Below are 20,423 nucleotides of genomic sequence, written 5' to 3' on the forward strand. Positions count from 1 at the left end.
TAAGAAATTCGCGCAGCAGCGAAATTTCTCAAACGAAATGAATTGACAGAGCGAACACCGTTGGACAAGCCAACGGTGCCACCCAGTCGCTGTGCTGAGGCCATCGTGTTTTTCTACCGCGTATATAGCAACCTTACACCAGTTCGTAAGGTTTACGGTATTCCTTGGAGAGCCATTTAGCGGCATCAGCATCACCCACGATGGTTTCCTGTTTCGGATCCCATTGGATCTTCTTACCGGTCCGCACGGCGATGTTACCGAGGTGACAGACTGTGGCGGAACGATGTCCGATGCTGATGTCAGCGGCCGGCTTTTCGCGGGTCTTGATGCACTCAATGAAATTGTTGACGTGCGCGATGTTCGCATCACGGTTCACAATCTTGGGCACATCGACTTCTTTCAACAGCTCAGGTGGATTCGCAATGATGCCGCCGCGGTAGACGAACAGGCTTCCCTTTTCGCCCACGAACTCGGTTCCCTGTTTCTTGCTTGGGGTGCCGGGAACCTGGCGACAGTTCATGACGACGCCGTTGTCATACGTGTATTTGATGTTGGTGGTATCGGGAGTTTCGTACCAGCCATCGGGATTGAAAGTAGCCGAACCTTCTGCACTCACGGGACCGCTTTCATCCATCCCCAGTCCCCACTGTGCGATATCCAGATGGTGGGCACCAAAGTTGGTCTGCTGGCCGCCACTGTAATCCCAGAAGAAACGGAACAGGTAGTGCACCCGGTTTTTGTTGTAGGGACGCTCCGGTGCCGGCCCCAGCCAGCGGTCAAAGTCGAAACCTTGTGGCGGTGCACTGTCGGGAACCGGCTTGCCGGCCCGTGCGATCCAGTTGGGACCGGGCAGGGTGACGTTCACGGTGTGAATCTTACCCAGGAGACCCGACTGTACCAAGTCGACGGCCAGTTTGAATTCCTTGCCGCTGCGCTGCATGGTGCCCGTCTGGACAACACGGTTGTTTTTCCGTGCCGCGTCAATCATCACGGGACCTTCATCAACCACGAGTGTCAGCGGTTTTTCACAGTAGACATCCTTGCCGGCTCGACAGGCTTCGACCGTCATCTTGGCGTGCCACTGGTCAGGCACAGTCACGACAACAGCGTCAATGTCTTTGGAATCGAGCAGTCGGCGATAATCGTCTGTCTTCACGGCCGACTTGTTGGCGTTCTTTTTCAGATAGGCGTCTGCTTCGGCGAGGTAATTCTGATCCAGGTCACACAGTGCTTCGATGTTGTTGAGGAAGTACTTCATGTTGTTCCGCGGGCCACCCTGGTTACCAACGCCGATCATGCCGATCCGCACGCGTTCGCTGGGGGGGACTGCCGCGAAAGTAGAGCGATAGCTCTTGGCAGTCAGGCCCATGAAGAGACCGCTGTAAACCGATTTTTTCAGAAAGTGACGACGTGACATTTGCGACATGAACAGATTCCTCGAGCGACGGAAAAATAATATGAATGACCGGCGATTTCCTGCAGAAAATCGCCCTGATTGTTATCCAGCGGGACCGCTTATCATAGCAGCACCCGGACCTGAGTCAATTAGATTCAGATCGGAGTATTCCTCTCATTTTGATGCGATGAGGGGAGCGTGGCTAGTGAACCAGGGACTCTACTTATGCGATACCTTTTTATAAAGGTTGTTCACGATTTGATTGTCCTTACCGCCGATGATCTCGAGCGCCTGGGCGTTATCGCTGTCGGGCAGATCGGTAGAAATCAGGCAGTCTGACACGCGACTCTCGGAGACGTTCTTCAGCAGCAGTCCTGTGGTGGAATAATCGAGAATCGAACAACCCACGATATTCATCCGTCGCGAATCTCGCACTTCAAAAGCGACCCGCTCGTCGCCGGTCCCGTTGATATGGTTGCCGCTGATCGTGCAGCCGTCACAGTTCGTAAACAGCATGCCGACCTGGGCCGTACTTCCGTCGCCATAGTGATAGCGGGGATTCCGGTCGAGCACGTTATTCGAGATCAGAATGTTGTTGCAGTCGTCAACGCGGATATTGTGCGTGTAACCCTTCCACATCGTGTTGCCGGTCACTGTGACACCGCGGGCACTGGTGATTTCGATATTGGTCTGCACATCCGAAAGCACATTGTCGGCGATGGTGATATTTCCGTCCCGATGCTCTTTAGAGTGGGGGCGAATACGGGCATTTTCATTAATCCGGATGTTGGCAGAACCGGGAGCATTATGATCGTGTTGAATCGTGCAACCCACAATCGCGATCTCTCCGACCATCGCACCTTCGGAATCGATCAGTACGTTCGCCGTCGGTTTCGAGTTTTCATCACCCATGTTGCCTTCAATGTCACAGGTGCCGATCTGAATGTTGCGGATGTCACCTTTGTCGACAACCACGCCTCCGCCGGCGTTATAAGAAATATGACAGCCAATGATATTCGACTGATGGATGCTCACGTGATCGTAATACACGCCCGCTCCCCGGTTCTCATACAGGTGGCAGTTGGAAACGATCACGTTCCGGTTACGTTTGGTAAAGTGAATCGCATGCAGCGCGCGACGGATCGTCAATCGCGTGAGCGTGATCTGCATGGTGCCCGTCGCTTCGATGCCGCAGGCTTCCGCATGATCGCCCACAATCTCCAGTCCATCGACCATGGGGGACCGCTGATTTTGCCAGACGTTTTCTTTCACCGTATGCGGGCTGGCGGTTCCCTCATGCGTGCCAATGAAACGAAACGCGGGGCCGGGGCCAGCCTTGATGATCGTGGCGGTGCCGTCAGAACTGATCGACGTCGGCCCCAGTTTGTCGAGGTCAACAGTGATGGTCTTCGTCAGACGGTAGACCCCTTTGGGAAAGACGATCTGCCCCTGCTTTGAATCGACGGCTCGCTGGATGGCGTCGCTGTCATCGGCTGCGCCGTCCCCAAGTGCACCAAAGGCTTTGACGGTGGTGTCGAGTGCCGGGGGCTTCTCGCTGGACTGATTCTGAGACTGCGTCTTGGGAGACATAATCAACAGACAGCTGAGAACCAGCAGCGTTGAAACACAGATCACGATGCTGCGCATGGGAGTTCACCTTGATGATTCACGGGAGAGATTTCAAAAGTAAGAGTGACGGTAATATTGTAAGCGGATTCCCACTCGAATCTCAAACAGAGTCGGGAAGAATACTCCTTTCCGGCAAGATTCACTCGGAGCCCCCCTTCCTTTTCCGCGGAGACTGGATTATGTTGAGCAGCAGACGGTAACTCCTTCTTATTCAAAAGCGTGACTGTGATGATTGATCGACCCGACGAATCCGAATTTACTCCCGGCGACCGCGAACTGCTGCAGCTGCATACCCGCTGGATGCGTTTTGCGTACGACGAAGCCCGGGCAGCGTTCGAAGAAGATGAAGTTCCCGTCGGTGCGGTGATTGTCTATCAGGATCGTATAATCGCAGCGGCACACAATCAGCGGGAGACCTTGAGCGACCCGACAGCACATGCCGAGATGATCGCGATTACCCAGGCCGCAGAGTCACTGGGGACCTGGCGTCTGAGTGACTGTGTGTTATACGTCACGCTGGAACCCTGTCCGATGTGTGCGGGGGCGATTATCCAGTCACGGATTCCCCTGGTAATCTATGGGACGCGCGATGAAAAAGCAGGTGCGTGTCATTCACTGTTTCAGATCACCAATGATCCACGGTTGAATCATCAGAGCGTTGTCATCAGTGGTGTGATGCAGGATGAGTGTCGTACGATCCTGCAGGAGTTCTTTCGCAACAAACGTGCGCAGGGAAAAAAATAGTTTTCGATCCGATACTATTTTTAAAAACGCGCTCGTCACGTGCATGTAGAATTGATGAATTTTTTTTGAGTACGACCGCTTGTCACTGTGATGATGCTGCATCGTTGATATGTCGATGATGTGCTAATGAAATTAAGAGGAGATATTCTGAAATCAATTTTGTCAAGTGATATTCGAGCAAAAGAAACCTCCTTAAAAATCGTTTTATTTTTTGAATGCTTTCAGCTTGTCCTTCTGATTGCACTTCGTCAAAATGAGCGACACAATAACTTTTCACAATTCACAGATTCAATTCTGAAAAATTCTTTGAGGCCAGCGAATGCATATTATCTCTCGTGAAGCGAATGAGAGTATCCTCATTGGGGAACATACAGTAGTTAAAGTCTTAGAAGTGTTTGAGGATCGCGTCAAATTGTCGATTGAATCTCCGGGGGCTGAACCCGCTTACTGGGAAGAAACCGTTTACCTCGATCCCGTCCTCGAAGCTGAAGAACTCGAATCGGTCCAGATCAGCGGCTGATTCTTTTCGCTGAGATGATTTCAGGAGGGAATTAACCCTGGAACATCTGTACGAAACCGGAACTACGGTTCATTCTTTAAAGATGCTGTGCTTTCTCCCCGCGCAGCCTTGGCGTTTTTGCCGAAATTGCTCAAAATAAACAGACAGGGCAGATCTGATTCTGCCCACGCTTGTCAAGCCGTCTGCCCGAGCAGGCCAGAAGTCAAACTCAATCAATCATCAGACATTGTGAGGCAAATTGTGCCCGCCATATCGGAACAGGATGGGGAATCGCTGGGGCTGGAATCCCGCCAACTGCCCCGGCATATCGCGATCATCATGGATGGTAACGGTCGCTGGGCCTCGCGTCGTGGTTTTCCCCGCATCGAAGGTCATCGACAGGGCGTCAACAGCGTGCGCACTGTCGTGGAAGAATCGACGCGGCTGGGCATCGAACAGCTCACACTTTACTGTCTCAGCAGTGAGAACTGGAAACGTCCCGCACTCGAACTCAACCTGCTGATGCAGCTGTTGAAGAAATTCGTGATCGGCGAACGTGAAGAAATCATGCGGCAGAATATTCGCTTCTCCACCATCGGCCGTCGCTCAGACCTGCCCAAAGATGTGCTGGCGGAAGTCGACAAAACCATAGACGAGAGTCGAAATAATACCGGTATGCAACTCTGTCTCGCTCTCAATTACGGCAGCCGTTCTGAAATCGTGGACGCCGTGAAGTCGATCGTGAGTGAAGTCGAACAGGGCGGACTCAAAGCCGAAGACATTGACGAAGACGTGATCTCTTCGCATCTTTACACCGCAGGCATGCCCGATCCGGATCTGGTAATTCGGACTGCCGGCGAAATGCGTGTCAGTAATTTTCTGCTCTGGCAGATCAGTTATGCCGAACTCTGGGTGACTGAAACCTACTGGCCTGATTTTTCCGTCAACGATTTCTGGCAGGCACTCCGTGACTTCGCAGCTCGCGACCGTCGCTTCGGCGGTTTGAAAGGATAACGCAGCATGCTGGGCTGGCGGCTTCTGGTTTCCGCAACTCTGATTCCCCTGTTGTTCGGTCTGTTTTATCTCGATCAACGTGCGGGGAGCAGCGCCCCCTGGTTACTGGGACTCTGCTGGCTCCTGATTCTTCGGGGAACCTGGGAGATCACGCAACTGCTGACGGTCCGCAATCTGAAGCCGGGCTATCCGCTGGTCTGTCTGCTCTCGCTGCTGATTTGTAACGCGGCCTGGTTGCCCTGGCTGATTCCTTCACTGCAGACCGGCGCGAATGATCCGCAGACGCTTTCACTGGCTCTACTGTCGGTGACCTATGCGATTTCCGTTCTGCTACTGTTCCTGAAGAATGCGATTCGCTTTCAGGAGCCGGGCCAGACCATGGAAATTCTGGGAGCCGAACTGCTGGGAGTTTCGTACGTCGGTTTTCTGCTCGCGATGCTGGCTGAACTCCGCTGGGTCGTGGGTCCCCAGACTGGTTACCTCGCTCTGGGGGCATTGATCATCAGTGCCAAGCTGGGTGATGTTGGCGGTTATACGTTTGGTCGTCTCTGGGGAAAAAAGAAGCTCGTGCCCCGTCTGAGTCCGGGAAAAACCTGGATGGGCGGCTTCGGTGCGATCTTTGGGGCTTCACTCGGCGCCTGGCTCTGGCTGCAGTTCACTCCCTCCCTGTTTAACGACAGCTGGAGTGCCCCCGCCTGGTACTGGTCCATTCTGTTCGGGGCGATTATCGGCGTTGTCGGTCTCGTGGGGGACCTGTGTGAATCGCTGATCAAGCGGGATGTCGGCAAAAAAGATTCTGCGGAACTGCTGCCTGGTTTCGGCGGCCTGCTCGATCTGCTCGACAGTCCCCTTTATGCAGGACCGGTTGCGTTCCTGCTCTGGAAGCTGCTGCCTCTGGTGACTGTCGCCAGTTGAAGCGTCTCCCCCGAGGATCGCAGGTTACACCAGCGCAGGCAGAGCAGTTCATCCGCCAGCTGGGGAAAGTAAGCATCGACGAGCCCGCGGGCACAGAGCTCAGAGGTAGTCTCCACTTCAGGTGGATCGACCGACTTCAGTAAAACCAGTTCCTGAGCCGGCCAGTTGAGCGTAATCCATGCCGCAATCGAATCGCTGGTCACTTCCCACGCAGCCGGTAATTCCGCCTGTTCCAGTGACTGAGCCGCAGGCCGCGACAGGTAGGCGTAAGCCGAGAGAATCGGAATGCGGTTCGCCCGCCAGGCTGCTTCTGCAGCGGCGTGAGAGTCGACCGATTCCGATTCCGGCAGCAGTTGATTCAGCAGACGTTCGTTAAGCGTCAGCGATTGGATGGCCAGCCAGTGGGCACGCTCTTCACCCAGGTTGTGAATCCGATCCCAGTCCCTGACCAGGTCGGCGGTACGTCCCCCTCCGGAAACAATCAGGGGGCGGGAACCATCCAGCTGTCCCAGCACGTGGGACAGCCTGTTCCCCAGGTCCGGCAGATCGAACAGGCTCCCTCCGACTTTGATGACGGTGACAGGCATGCTGTGTTCCTGTTTGAGCCGGGACTGTTCTCCGGGTTGGAATCAGTCGATGATTTTGGAAATCTGGTATTCCACGATGCCGCAGGCACCGGCGGATTTCAGTTTCGGTACAATCGAGCGAACGACCGATTCTTCCATGATGGTGTTGATGGCCACCCAGTCGGGGTCGGACAATGAAGAGACGGTCGGTTTCTGCAGTGCGGGCAGCAGGTTGAGTACCTTCTCCAGATCGGTACGGACTACGTTCATCATCAGGCAGACTTTGCCTTCCGCAGCCAGACAGGACTCGAGCATCATCGCGATGTTTTCGAGCTTCTCGCGCTTCCAGGGATCTTCGTAAGCCTGTTTGTTGGCGATGAAGCGGGTCGTGCTCTGCATCAGCTCTTCCACGATCCGCAGGTTATTGGCCCGCAGGGAAGAACCGGTTTCGGTGACTTCCACAATCGCATCGGCCAGTTTGGGAGGCTTGACTTCAGTCGCACCCCAGGAGAACTCAACTTTCGCAGTCACGCCGTGCTGTTCGAGGTAGCGCTGGGTCATGCCGACGACTTCGGTGGCGATTCGCTTGCCTTCCAGGTCTTTGACGGACTGCACCGGGGAATCTTCGGGAACGCAGAGTACCCAGCGAACGGGGCGGCGGCTGACTTTGGAGAACTGCAGTTCGCAGATTTCCTGAACGTCTGCTCCTGTCTCGAGGATCCAGTCGTGACCGGTGATGCCGGCGTCCAGAATTCCCTGGTCGACGTAACGGGCCATTTCCTGCGCCCGGATCAGCAGACACTCGATTTCATCATCGTCGATCGTCGGGTAGTAGGACCGGGAAGAAAATTTGATGACGTATCCGGCGCGTTTGAATAATTCCGCCGTCGATTCCTGTAAACTTCCCGCGGGAATACCGAGTTTTAAGACCTTGTCGGACATGATTCCTGTGTTTCTGAGTTCGATGGTTGAAGCGTAAGATATAGGCAATTAACAATTTATAGGTATGGTCCGTCACTGGAATGCAGGCGGAACACGCGAGGTACTGATGTACCCTGCCACTGCGGAGCTCGCCGGCAATCATTCCCTGCGCGTACTCTAACAGCTCAAAAACAGCAGTTCCAGTAGTCCGGAACGAGAATGTTCGCAGAAATTCCCAATCTGTGGGCTTCCATCGGCAGGGGACATTCTCTAGGATCGTGCAATCATCAACTCACAATAGTCGATTTCTGCACTGTTTTCACCGCAGAGATCTGCAGATAAACCCTGTTTCCAAAGATATTTTTGAACGAGTAAGGAGAAATTCCTCGATGGCCGAGCAAAAAGCCACCAACGTGACTTGGCACGAACACCATGTATCTAAAGAAAAACGCTGTCAGCAGAACGGACACAAGGGTGCCGTTCTCTGGTTCACCGGTTTGAGCGGATCCGGCAAAAGCACGATCGCCAACACCGTCGATCACAAACTGTTCGAGCAAGGCAAACACACCTTCGTGCTGGATGGCGATAACGTCCGCATGGGTCTGAACAAGAACCTGGGCTTTTCTCCTGAAGACCGTACCGAAAACATCCGTCGTATCGGCGAAGTTTCCAAACTGTACACCGACGCCGGTATCCTCGTCATGACCGCCTTCATTTCTCCCTACCGTGAAGACCGTGATCAGGTCCGCGAAATTCTGGGTGATGGCGAGTTCATCGAGATCTTCGTCAAAGCTTCTCTGGAAACCTGCGAAGGCCGCGATCCTAAAGGCCTCTACAAGAAGGCACGGGCTGGCGAAATCAAAGGCTTCACCGGTATCGACGCTCCTTACGAAGAACCGGAAAAAGCAGAACTGATTCTCGATTCTGACGGAAAAGGCATCGATGAGCTGGCTGATGAAGTCGTCGCCTACCTCGAATCCAACGGATACCTGACCTATCCGTAACCGATCAGCACACAACTTGTGTTGTGATCGCTCATAACACAAACGTGTGAATGAAAAAAACTCAGGCTTGCAGCTCGCTGCCTGAGTTTTTTTATTGCGCTCTGCCAGATAACTCCGGCTGGTTTACTTGTCTGCTTTCTCTTGTTTCTCTTTGAGTTTATAAGGACCCAGTCCGGGAGCCGACTTGAACCAGTCTTTGGGGCGCTCCTTGAGGTTTTTGGAATAGACGCGAATCGCCCGTTCGTCCCAGAACTCAGGGATCGCTGGATCTTCAGGAGTGCGACCTTTGTCGTCGATTTCCTCCATCCAATGATCCAAAGCGGCAGACAGTCGCTGTTTTGTCTCTGCGTAAGCAGGGTTATCAGCCAGGTTGTTGATCTCCCAGGGATCGTTGCGGATGTCATACAGTTCCTCGCGGGGGCGAGTCTCCGCCATCAGCACAGCTGGCGGACCGCTTAACTCCCCTTTCGCGTCCAGATCACGCAGCAGACCGATGATCGGGTACTGGGTTTCCTTGTAACGATTGATCTGCAGGAACGGCCGTTCGGGATACTTGTTTCTCAGATAACGGAACTGCTTGTCGCGAACCGTGCGGATGTGGAACACGGTTTCATCGCCGCGGTCCCGTCCGCCGAACAGGTAGCTGCGCGGCTTCTCGGTCTGGCTACCCAGAAAAACCTGTCCCTGCATGCGGGATGGTTTCTCGATGCCCGCCAGGGCCAGCGTGGTCGCACTCAGGTCGATGGACGAGATCAGCTGATCGCTCTTCTCACCTCGATGATACTGGGCGGGGGCCGGCAGATCCGAATTTCCTTCGGGCCAGTAAATGATCAGCGGGATATGCAGGCCGCTGTCGTAAGGCCACTGTTTACCACGGGGCATGGCGCGACCATGATCGGCCATGAACACGACGATCGTATTCTTATCCAGTTGATCCCGCTTGAGCAGATCCAGAATAAACGCGACCTTCTTATCTACGGCCATCACGGTATTCAGATACTGCGCCCAGACCGCCCGGGTCACGGGGTGATCGGGATAGTACGGTGGGATTTGCACTTTCTCCGGATCGACCTGGTAGTCGAGATACTCATGAGCCGAGTTCCAGGCACCGCCCCGGTGTGTTTCCGAAAAGTTGATCTGGGCATAAAAGGGTTGATGCTGTTTGAGTTCATCCCAGTCTTTGAGATCAAAGGGCTGCTTTCCTTTGGGATAGGTGAAGTTCCAGTCGGTCTTACCGGTCCCTTTATAGAACTTGGCCAGCTTGCGATCTTTCGTCAGGTTGCGAATATTCGCAGTCGTGTAGCCAGCAAGACGCAACCAGTCGGTGATGACGCGAACACCCTCGGGCAGCGGGTTGGTGCCGTCGCGATGAGACCGATGATTGTGAGCGTCAATCGACATCGCATACATGCCCGTCATGAAAGACGAACGGCTCGTCGAGCAAACGGGCGTGACGGTAAACGCATTTTGAAACTGCATCCCCTGTTCGGCCAGTCGGTCCAGCGTAGGCGTTTTGACTTCAGGCGTACCGTAGCAGCCGAGTTCCGGACCCATGTCCTCGGCGATAATCCAGAGGATATTTGGTTGCTGTTCAGCGGCTGAGACTTGCTGAGAAAGTAACACACCAGCCGTGAGTATCAGACAAAGCGCAAGCAGAGAGCGGAGCATGATAGAGACTCTTCACCAAAAGAATTCGAATTGAGTAATTAACCTGAGCGGGCCAGTTCATCTTCAACAATGCATCGAGCAATGTCAATCAAGGACTGTTTCCCCGAAACCATCAGAGGCACGCTCCACTGTGAAATCGATCTTGCAGGTCGGATTTCTGCGGTTAAGCTTTAAATAGAGTCACAACCAACGTTGCCCCCTGCCTTTTATCTCAGTCTTACTTATTAAATAAGGAGAGATCAGATGGCGCTCTATAAGTACAAAGAGTATCTCGAACACGCGGATCAGCCCGAATTCGACACGCTGCACAACCCGGGTGAAATCTGCCCCCACTCCGGCATCTATCGCTGTGAAACCTGCGGCGACGAGATCGCTTCCAACAAAGACAATCCCTTTCCACCACAGAACCACCACCAGCACGCTGAAAACCTGGGACCGATTCAGTGGAAGCTGATCATCATTTCACAGCAGCGGTGAAGGGGACACTCTTGATTAGAAGCAGAGGCTCTGCTCTGTGTATGAAATGAATGCAGTTGAAAGCACAAGGGCGAGGCCTGCAGGTCCAGCTTGGGCCTCGTTGCCTCATATCAATAAAAAAAGCCCTAAACCATTGCTGGTTCAGGACTTTTCAAGTTGCCCGACTAGGATTCGAACCTAGACTAAATGAGTCAGAGTCATTCGTGCTACCGTTACACTATCAGGCAATAAATTGTGAGTGAGTTCGCTAAGCTGTGCAGGCGTCGTCACTTGTAGCACTAAGAGGCATTATACGAAAAATTCTCTGTACGCCAAGTCGATCCGGGCGAGAATTTTCTATTCTTTTCAGTCTGCTTAGCTCTTTTACCTGCGCTCAGAGTATGACACTATAGGAGATCAGCAGGTTCACTGAATAAAGTAACAGTCACCAGTTCGACACAGAAAGCATTCTCCATGCGATTTTGGATCCTTTGCAGCCTGATGCTCTGCCTCCCGGGACTCACCCCGCCGGTCCATGCAGATCCCCAACCAGCGTCCGCAGATAAAACAGCACAGAAGAAAGCGTTGCAGCAGGAACTCGAGCAGCAGATTGAGGAACTCTCGGAACGCATCAAAGCAGCGCCCCGGGAGACGGCCCTCTATTCCCGGCGGGGAGACGCTTACTTTTTTCTGGGGCAGTTCAAACAGGCCGTCGCGGATTACGACAAGATGGTCGAACTCGATCCCTCAATCAAAACCTCTCACTGGCGACGGGGGATTGCCTGTTATTACGCTAAACAGTACGCCGACGCTGCCCGGCAGTTCGAAATCTATCACTCGTTTGATAACGTCGATCGCGAGAACGGGATCTGGCGGTTTTTCTCCCAGTTCCAGGCAAAGGGCCCCGGGGCGGCTCAAAAAGGACTGTTGAAGTACGAAAAGGATGACCGCGAACCCTTTCCCGATCTGTATCGCCTGTTTGAAGGCAAAACAACTCCAGACGCGATCCTGAAAGCCATCAACACTGCTGAGATCAGCGATCAGGAACGGGAAAAACGCCTGTTTTATGCGAATCTCTATATCGGCCTGAATGAATCGTTGCACGGCCGTAAAGCGAAAGCACGTACCTACCTGCAGCAGGCGGTCGACAATCAGTGGGGCCCCCGGGCCGGCTTCGGACCCAATTACATGTGGCACACGGGGCGACTGGAGTTACAATTAATTTCGACTCCCGAGAATCAAAAATAGCTCTCTGCCTGTTCTGGCAGGCTCACTTTCAGCCGAAAGCGTCTTAGACTGAGGGAAAAAGCTCATCATGAATCTGCATTCGCCGCTCTCAATCGTTTGTCTGTGGACAGCCTTGCTCTCTGTCTGCTTGACGAATCAGTCGCGACTTCCGGCGCAAGACCAGGAGAATCAGCCCTCTGCCGAGACGGAGCAGGCACAGAAAGCCCAGGCACTCAAACACGCCCAGCAGGGGCAGACCTATCTGAAGCAGAAACACTGGAAAAAGGCGATCGCTGAATTTCAGGCGGCCATAAAATTGCAGCCTGAAAACAGCATGCTGCATTATCTGCTCAGTGTCAGCTACCTCGAAGATTCACAAGGCAGTCTCGCCTGGATTGAAGTGCGTAAAGCGGTGTTGCTGGATCTGAAAAACCAGAATGCCATGCAGCAATTCCTGAAGTTCTGGAGCTTTTTCGATAAGCAGGGCGTTCTCAATGTCGGAACACCTGAGGTCGAAGTACTGAAACTGCTGGGGCCTCCGGATAGAAAGCAGGAGCAGGGAGCAGATACACGACTGACTTACGGATTCATGTGGCTGACATTGAGGAATGCCAGTCTGTTCGCGGTCATCGATACGCGGGGGCTGGAAGCGGAATACACCAAAGCTCTGCAGACAATGGAGTTCGAACTGGGACCGGACTGGCGGGTCGGGTATCGGCTGATGAATGGTACCAGTGCCCTGACCGAGTACGTCACCACCGAGGAGACCGTCCAGAAATATCAGCAACTCTTTTCCACACAGCGACTGTTTAAACTGGGTAAAGAAACCTCGGCAGAAGACATGATGAAACGCATGAAGTCCCTGATTGAACAGTCTTATGAGGTCGAAACCTGGACTGTGATCTCCGATGGTCAGGATGATGTCATCTTCGAGTGGAAAGTAGCGGCCAGCGATAAGACTCCCGCACAACATGAGATCAATCGAATTGTCCGAGGCAAACGAGACATCCATCGGCTCGCTTACGTCACGCGGAAGCTCCCGCTCAGCGAGGCAGATCGGAAAAAATGGATCGAAGAGTTAAAATCAGCCCGCGTCGTTCTCGCGAATCCGGGGAAACAACCACTGACTCCCGAACAGAAAGCCGAACTGGTTAAGCAGTTAACCACCAAATCCCGGGAGATCATCGCCCTGCAACTCAAATACATTCAGGCGGGCGATGTGGAATCAATGCGCCCCTTCTTCACCGAACGACTCCGCGATCGGATTACCAAAGAGTCCCTGGCCGAAGCAAAAGAGCAGGCCGCGAGCGCAACTCCTGAGGAGCTTGTCCATTCTGTCACGATCGAAGAGGTCGGAGATGGAATTCAGGCCAAGATCAAAATGAAAAACGGTCGTACCCTCACCACGCTGGTCCCCGTCAACAGAAAATGGGAAGCGGACACCATCTGGTTCAAGTGATTTGACGCAAACCGCTGTGCTTACCCAATCTGGCACATCTGTCTCTCTTTCAGACGCGTTCTTCACCCGATGTGTGCGTGTGTTTACATTCTCACGCCGGATTTCCCTGTAAATGGCCAAAATTATTTCTATTAATTTTGGAATCGCCGTCTCCAGAAACACCTGTTGTTATTAACACACATCACGTGCAGTAAGTTTTATATATTTAAACACTTACGTCTTAAAATGCTCTCCCCTGCAGGGGCGTTGATCTCACCGCATTTCGGACCACCCCTACGATTAGCATATTTCGTCTCAACTTAACAACGTGATTATTCCGAAAGATCAGAATAACCGCTTGTACCCGGATAATCGGAACAGTTTGACATCCGACCGGGGCCAGGGGGGAGAACAGTATCAGGTTTTTACCTGATCGTTCGGATTGACCGGGTTCTGAAAGGGGGCATGAAGCTCCTGATTCCAGAATCGGGGAGATCTTAGAGGAACGAAGTTGATCGTCTGAAATTGTAAGAGACGAGTTACACATCGACGTTGGAGCATTCGATGAACAAATTACGTGTCAGCCTGGCCTGCTTCTTTTTAGCCTCTCAGTATTTACTGGCTTTGGTATCAGCAGCAGCACCTGATGAGAATGGTAGTGATCAAACTGAGGGACGGACCACGATTGGAGAGCCAGCAGGTTCCGCCATTGTGGGGAGTGTCTCTTCCGGAGGGTTCCGGCATGATTTCACTCCTGCAAACCAGGTTCAACGAAATGATGTCCCCGGCTTTTCATCCATGAAGGATGTCAGCTACAAGGATGTGCCACAAGGATACATTCCTTATCGCTATCCTGATCCCCGCACGATGGAAGTCAATGAATTCGTTGACACCGGCGCCGGTTACCAGCCGATGCCCGTCGATGAATTTCATCCGATCTTCCGCCTCGACAAAGGCATCGGCGGAGGGATTGGATACGACGACGGTTACTCCAACCTCGGCATGTTGATTCCCTTCACCATTCGCCCCGAACAGAGCATGCTGTTCCTGGATGTCCGGGCCATGGTTACCGACCAGGGAGCCGGTGGTGTGAACCTCGGTGCCGGATGGCGTGCCTATAGTGAAAATCTCGATAAGATCTTCACCCTCGCAGGTTGGTACGACTACGACGACGGCCACTACCAGGATTACCATCAGATTGGTGTCAGTGGTGAAGTCATCGGTCAATACCTGACCGGACGGATTAACGGATACTTCCCCATCAATAATAATGAAGTTGTCATTTCGAACAACCTGAACGGTGGCGGCTACTTCCAGTCGAACTATATCTTCCTGAACCGTACACGTCGGTCTGAATCATCTTACGGTGGTGTTGATGCTGAAATCGGTGGTCCACTACCGGTTCTCGGTAAGTACGGCATCGACGGTTTTGTCGGTGGTTACTACTACAACTCAGACCACGACAAGAGTGCCTCCGGTGCCAAGTTCCGGGCGGAAGCCAATATCAATGACTGGTGGCAGATGAGCGTCAGTTACGCCAAGGACTCTGTCTTCGGTTCGAATGCCTGGATGAATGTCATTCTGACCATTCCCGATGGTCGTTCGAACAAGTGGATGCGTCCCAAGACTCTCCAGCAGCGTATGTACCAGCCTATGAATCGTAACTACCGCGTTGTGGCTCACGTTAAAGAGACCATCAACAGCGAAATGGCGATCAATCCGGATGACAATATGCCTTATATCGTACAGCATATCGATCCAGACTACGGTGCCGCCGGAAATGGTACCTATGAAACCCCCTTCGGTTCTGTCGCTGCCTACAACGCTTCTCCACCAACGGCTGATACAGACATCATCTTCGTACAGGATGGTAACGAGCTCAACCTCGACGGGCAGATTACCCTGCTGGATAAAGGCGTGGGTGTAACCGGTCAGCGGTTGTTGAGTGAAGCAGTCCAGCACACCATTAACGTCTTCAACGATGGTAGCATCAGCACACTGAACCTGCCTGGTTACAACCCGGCTGCCAGTCGTCCGACTCTGACCAACACTGCCGGAGCCGGTGGTGCAGCTGGTGCTGTGGTCGTCGGACAAGGCGGAGCCTGGGAAGTGTCCGGCTTCAACATCAGCGGTACTCGTGCCGGTGGTGCACTGCCTTACAACGATGGCATTTACTCCGCAGGCACACGCGGGTTCAATATCAACAACAACTCGTTTGTCCTTTACAACCGTGGTGTGAATGTCACCAACACGGCTGATGGCATCGGTATTGTTTCTACCAACACCTTCTCGGGTGATGGGGCTAACTCCTTCCATGGAGCTCTCATCAACCAGAATGCAGGAACTCTGGAACTCTCCTTCAAGGATAACACGACAACCAACAACCTGGGTGTCGTACCTCCAGGCACGGGAACCGGTTTCGAAATCATTGCCAATGCCGGCAGTACGATCGATGGTGTAGGAACGGCAGCTGACGGTGTGACGACCCTGGGTATTACCGGGAATACATCCAACAGCAATGGTACCGGGATGATCATCACTGAGAACGGTGGTACTATCGATACCGATTTCTCGAACAATACTTTCAACAATAACATCAATCCCAATACTGGTCTGCATGTCAACTCGAACGGCGGTACAATCACCTTCCGCAGCTTCGATACCATCACGGCAACCAATAACACGGGGATCGGTATCGCGTTCGATGCTACTGCCGGCGGTGTAATTTCCGCTCTGTCAGAAGATTTGAACCAGAACGGAACACTCGATCCGGGTGAAGATGTGAACGGGGACGGGGTACTGAACCTGGGGATGACCAACATCAACGCCAGCAACAACACCACCGACGGTTTTGTGGCGACAGCTGACGGTCCGGGTTCCACCATTAACCTGAATATCGGTAACATCAATGTGTCACCGAACCTCTTTAACAGTAACGGTCAGAACGGTATCAGTCTGAATACCGCCAACGGTGGTGCCATTACCGGTAGTATTATCAACAATACCGCGACCGGCAACACCGCAGACGGTTTGGCAATCACACTCAACAGTGGTTCGATTGACCTCACCGGCTACGGATCACCGTCCATCGGTAATAACACCTTCACCGGTAACACCGGGAACGGGATGAGTATTACGAATAACGATGGTGGTACCTTCACCACGGCACTGATTTCTGAGAACGATTTCAGTGACAATACCGAAGCGGGTCTGTTCTTCGGGGGCAGTGACCTGGGGGCAGCAACAACTGCCACCAATACCCTGGGCAGCATCGATTCCAATAACTTCAACCGTACGACTTCTGGAACCTCAGGGATCCTGTTTGATACCAGTGATGTTCGCACCACAGCCACCATCACGCGTAACACCTTCATCGGTCGTGCCGGGGCTGGATTCGGTGTCGGCGGTACTGTCGCAGGCACAACCACTGTTCCTGCACCCGGTGGTGTAACGCTGACCTTTGGTAACCTGGCTTCAGTCGACAACTCGGAAATCAATACCTTCCAGGATAACGGCGATGCCCATATCGGCTTCGTCATGGAAGGTAACACGACAAACCAGGTCGACATTGACCAGCACGACTTTAACACGACAACCGATACGGCTCTGAGTACTGACTTCAGTGGTCAGGGGGTTGGCTTCGTCCTGCGGGATACTGCCACCTATACCGGTACCATCCAGCGTTCTACATTCCAGAACAATGCTGCCTCTGGTCTGTATTACAGTGTCACGGGTAACAATGGTGCTGACTTCGCCTCGCTCACTAACGTTGTCGTCGGCGGGGCAACAGGCTTCGGTAACACCTTCACGGGCAACGGTGGCAGTGGTCTCGAAGTAATTCGAACCGCCAACGGTGTCGTTGATAACTTCCAGATTCTGAGTAACACCATGACCGGAAATACTCTGGACGGGATCAGCCTGACCGCCGCCAATGCTAATATTACTGATGACTATACCATCAATAACAACACCATTACCGATAACACTGAGAATGGTATCGATATCAGCGTGCAGGCAGATGCCCTGTTAGAGGCAAACATCTCTCAGAACACAATTACCGGAAACGGTGCCAATGGTATCCGGACGACCGAACAGGTTAACGATCCGACCGACCAGCGGGCTGTCTCTGGTAACTGGACCCAGAACGTAATCACGGGCAATACTCTGAGTGGTATTAACCTCGATGCTAACTCTGAGAACCTGGTCATCGGTAGTGCCGTTGATTCCGCACAGGCCAACCTGATCGCGAGCAACGGGGATGACGGGTTGTCACTGACTGGCACCGCGGGGGGGGCTGGTCTGACGATCGGATATAACTCCATTCGACAGAACGTCGGAAGTGGTATCGATATGGATGTGCGACCGGTCAACACGACCAGCATCGTCAACAACGATATTACCCTCAACGGTGGAGATGGTATTGAATTCACTAACTCCGGTGCCTCAGGAACCTACAACCTGACCGTGACCGGGAACACGATCGACTTCAACAACGGACGTGGTTTCGATGTCCTGGCTCGTCCGGGTTCGCTTGGAGCCTCTGCGTATAACATTACCTTCAACAATAACGTTGTGAATGCCAACCTCGAAGAAGGGGTCTATGTGGTCTACACTGCCTCCAACAACCAGACACAGAATGTCGCTTCGACAACTGCTCTCCTGGCTGATGGAAATATCTTCCACGATGTCTTCTTGAGATTTGATATGGATAATAACCAGATCCTGGCTAACGGCTTCAATAGTGGCTTCAGCGCAACCGGTCTGGTGGTCCGTGTCGGTACGACCAACGCCAGTACCAGTACGACTAACGCCGGCGGCTTTGCCAGCGATGGTCTGGGTAACTTCACTAACTCTGGTGTGATCATGTCTGTCACCAACTCGACACTCACAGGAAACTTTGGATCGGACGCCTTCTTCGAGTCGTTCACTTCAACTGCCGATCCTGCTGCGACCGCAGGTACCTGGGGGGCGACGACCGACCCGACAGCCATCACCACCTTCCAGAGCGACCCACTGGCTCGTTTGGACTTGAACTGGGATAACAACACGATCATCGCCTCAGATGTGAATAACACTGGTGCCTTCTACAACAATGCTGATACCTTCAAGTCTCGCTTGAATACAAACAGTGTGCCATTCGATGGTCCCTTCACCTCGACCACACGTCGTCGTAACGCTCAACGTCAGGCTGCTCGTATTGCGAACCTGATCGATCCAGGTGCTGGAACCTTCCTCTACTCCGGTACCGGAGCCAGTACCTTCCGGGTTGACAGTACTGGTGACCTCGGGATCTTCATCCTGGATGGCAGCCCCTACACCACAACCGGCGATGCAAACGGTGTCAACTTTGGTGGTACGATTACCGGCGAACTGCCCTTCGGTTGGGGACAGTACTAAGATCAACAGCATGTGCTGACAACAGCACCTGTTAAAAACAAAAACACCATCCTGAAGCAATTCGGGATGGTGTTTTTTTATGTGTAAATTGAAAACGCTTAAGCCGGCGAGAGGAACTGCTCGATCCGGTTCAGACCTTCTTCAATGGTCTGCATGTCGGTCGCGAAAGACAGACGCACATAACCGGGAGCACCAAAGGCATCACCGGTGACCAGTGCCACATGGGCCTCTTCCAGCAGGGCGGTACAGAATTCGGTTGCGTCTTTCACAACCTTGCCACCCCCCAGAGGCTTATTGAAGTGGGCACTTACGTTGAAGAACGCATAGAATGCGCCACCAGGTTCAGCGAAGCTGATGTCCGGGAACTTGTGCAGCCGTTCCAGTACGTAAGCGCGACGTTCTTTGAACGCGGCCAGCATCTCCTCCACGCTGTCCTGGGTTCCTGTCAGAGCAGCGATCGTGGCTGCCTGACTGATGCTGCACGGGTTGGATGTTTCCTGGCTCTGCAGCTTGGTCATCGCAGCGGAGACTTCCACTGGAGCGATCGCCCAGCCAATACGCCAGCCGGTCATCGCGTAGGCTTTACTCACACCACTGACGATAATCGTCCGTGCAGCGACTTCGGGACCGAAGGACGCAAAGCTGCGGAATTCCGATCCTTCGTAGATCAGTTTTTCGTAGATCTCGTCAGACATCACCGCGACATCTTTTTCGACAGCCACTTTGGCCAGTGCTTCCAGTGTCTCGACAGTGTAGGCTGCACCGGTCGGGTTGCAGGGGTTGTTGAGCATCATCAGCTTGGTTTTGGGAGTGATCGCCGCAGCGAACTGTTCTGCACTCATGCAGAAGCCACTCTCTTCACTGGTTTCGACCATCACGGGAGTCGCGCCCGTCAGTTCGACCAGGGCGCTGTAACTGACCCAGTAAGGCGTGGGGATGATCACTTCATCGCCGGGACCACACAAGGCGGTCAGCACATTGTGGATTGAGTGCTTGGCACCGTTGGAGACCACAACCTGGCTCGGCTGAAAGCTCAAACCGTAATCCCGCTGGTAGGCATCGCAGATCGCCTGTTTGACTTCCGGAGTTCCCGCGGCCGGGGTGTAGTGAGTCTGGCCGGCGTCCATGGCTGCTTTGGCAGCATCACAAATGTGGGCCGGGGTGTTGAAGTCCGGCTCTCCCAGGGTGAACTCATAAACCTTGACCCCGGTGCTTTTCAGTTCCTTGGCCTTCGCTGCAGCGGCAATCGTGGCGGATGGTTTCAGTTTCTGAACAGTTGAGGAGAGCTCCATCGGCATAATAGCGGTCTTCTTATCTGAATACATCAAAGTTAGTGGATCTGAATACACTGTCAGATCTCAATTTTCCCCACACACGACACCGGGGAAACGAAAAAGTTCGTAAACACCTGATTCTTTTCACCCACGGGGAAAGCGTCAAGTCTCGGGTGCCCCTGTTTGTAAAACGAACGGGAATCTCAGGCCGCAGAGCCGCAGGGAAAGCGATTTCAAGCCCCGGATGCAACGAACTGCCGACAGGCGGGAACAAA

General features: G+C 53.2%; 15 protein-coding genes and 1 tRNA gene. 9 read left to right on the forward strand and 7 right to left on the reverse strand.

Annotated features, from left to right (window positions below):
• Positions 1-133: 133 nt before the first annotated feature.
• Together F1728_RS21785 and F1728_RS21790 are read right to left on the reverse strand one after the other, a co-directional pair.
• A complete protein-coding gene (locus F1728_RS21785) occupies positions 134-1,426 on the reverse strand; it encodes a Gfo/Idh/MocA family protein (protein WP_155365836.1) in 1,293 nt (430 codons plus the stop codon).
• Between the two features lie 189 nt (positions 1,427-1,615).
• Positions 1,616-3,043 carry a right-handed parallel beta-helix repeat-containing protein gene (locus F1728_RS21790; protein WP_155365837.1) on the reverse strand — a complete coding sequence of 476 codons (1,428 nt, stop codon included), beginning with the start codon at positions 3,041-3,043 and terminating at the stop codon, positions 1,616-1,618.
• A gap of 210 nt (positions 3,044-3,253) precedes the next feature.
• Here F1728_RS21790 and tadA point away from each other — a divergent pair, with 210 nt between their 5' ends.
• From tadA to F1728_RS21810, 4 genes are all read left to right on the forward strand, one after another.
• Positions 3,254-3,769, forward strand: coding sequence for a tRNA adenosine(34) deaminase TadA (tadA, locus tag F1728_RS21795; protein WP_155365838.1), 516 nt, complete (start codon positions 3,254-3,256; stop codon positions 3,767-3,769).
• Between the two features lie 319 nt (positions 3,770-4,088).
• Positions 4,089-4,289: a carbon storage regulator gene (locus F1728_RS21800; RefSeq protein WP_145042924.1), complete on the forward strand. Its 201-nt coding sequence runs from the start codon at positions 4,089-4,091 to the stop codon at positions 4,287-4,289.
• A gap of 240 nt (positions 4,290-4,529) precedes the next feature.
• Positions 4,530-5,282, forward strand: coding sequence for an isoprenyl transferase (locus F1728_RS21805; protein WP_145042922.1), 753 nt, complete (start codon positions 4,530-4,532; stop codon positions 5,280-5,282).
• Positions 5,283-5,288: 6 nt separating this feature from the next.
• Entirely contained in the window at positions 5,289-6,197 is a 909-nt protein-coding gene (locus F1728_RS21810) for a phosphatidate cytidylyltransferase (protein ID WP_155365839.1), read from the forward strand.
• Here the strand turns inward: F1728_RS21810 and F1728_RS21815 are convergent.
• Positions 6,134-6,784, reverse strand: a complete 651-nt coding sequence (locus tag F1728_RS21815; RefSeq protein WP_155365840.1) for an amino acid kinase family protein — start codon at positions 6,782-6,784, stop codon at positions 6,134-6,136. The two genes, F1728_RS21810 and F1728_RS21815, sit on opposite strands and share 64 nt — an antisense overlap.
• A 42-nt stretch (positions 6,785-6,826) precedes the next feature.
• A complete protein-coding gene (gene hisG, locus F1728_RS21820) occupies positions 6,827-7,705 on the reverse strand; it encodes an ATP phosphoribosyltransferase (RefSeq protein WP_149339647.1) in 879 nt (292 codons plus the stop codon).
• A 368-nt stretch (positions 7,706-8,073) separates the two neighbouring features.
• On the opposite strand from hisG, the gene cysC reads away from it, so the two are divergent.
• On the forward strand, positions 8,074-8,688 hold the full coding sequence (gene cysC / locus F1728_RS21825) for an adenylyl-sulfate kinase (RefSeq protein WP_145189810.1): 615 nt from the start codon (positions 8,074-8,076) through the stop codon (positions 8,686-8,688).
• A 123-nt stretch (positions 8,689-8,811) separates the two neighbouring features.
• Here cysC and F1728_RS21830 read toward each other — a convergent pair whose 3' ends face one another.
• Positions 8,812-10,356 carry a sulfatase family protein gene (locus F1728_RS21830; protein ID WP_155365841.1) on the reverse strand — a complete coding sequence of 515 codons (1,545 nt, stop codon included), beginning with the start codon at positions 10,354-10,356 and terminating at the stop codon, positions 8,812-8,814.
• A 243-nt stretch (positions 10,357-10,599) separates the two neighbouring features.
• Here F1728_RS21830 and F1728_RS21835 point away from each other — a divergent pair, with 243 nt between their 5' ends.
• Complete coding sequence (locus F1728_RS21835) at positions 10,600-10,833, forward strand: hypothetical protein (RefSeq protein ID WP_145189804.1); 234 nt, start codon at positions 10,600-10,602, stop codon at positions 10,831-10,833.
• Positions 10,834-10,989: 156 nt separating this feature from the next.
• Here the strand turns inward: F1728_RS21835 and F1728_RS21840 are convergent.
• A tRNA-Gln gene (locus tag F1728_RS21840) sits at positions 10,990-11,060 on the reverse strand.
• A 226-nt stretch (positions 11,061-11,286) separates the two neighbouring features.
• On the opposite strand from F1728_RS21840, the gene F1728_RS21845 reads away from it, so the two are divergent.
• From F1728_RS21845 to F1728_RS21855, 3 genes are all read left to right on the forward strand, one after another.
• Positions 11,287-12,060: a tetratricopeptide repeat protein gene (locus tag F1728_RS21845; protein ID WP_228030283.1), complete on the forward strand. Its 774-nt coding sequence runs from the start codon at positions 11,287-11,289 to the stop codon at positions 12,058-12,060.
• A gap of 67 nt (positions 12,061-12,127) precedes the next feature.
• A complete protein-coding gene (locus F1728_RS21850) occupies positions 12,128-13,498 on the forward strand; it encodes a tetratricopeptide repeat protein (protein WP_155365842.1) in 1,371 nt (456 codons plus the stop codon).
• A gap of 543 nt (positions 13,499-14,041) precedes the next feature.
• On the forward strand, positions 14,042-18,874 hold the full coding sequence (locus F1728_RS21855; RefSeq protein ID WP_155365843.1) for a beta strand repeat-containing protein: 4,833 nt from the start codon (positions 14,042-14,044) through the stop codon (positions 18,872-18,874).
• A gap of 98 nt (positions 18,875-18,972) precedes the next feature.
• Here F1728_RS21855 and F1728_RS21860 read toward each other — a convergent pair whose 3' ends face one another.
• Complete coding sequence (locus F1728_RS21860) at positions 18,973-20,172, reverse strand: pyridoxal phosphate-dependent aminotransferase (protein ID WP_155365844.1); 1,200 nt, start codon at positions 20,170-20,172, stop codon at positions 18,973-18,975.
• Between the last annotated feature and the right edge of the window lie 251 nt (positions 20,173-20,423).

Origin of the sequence: Gimesia benthica (genome assembly GCF_009720525.1) — a bacterium.
GTDB lineage: Bacteria > Planctomycetota > Planctomycetia > Planctomycetales > Planctomycetaceae > Gimesia > Gimesia benthica.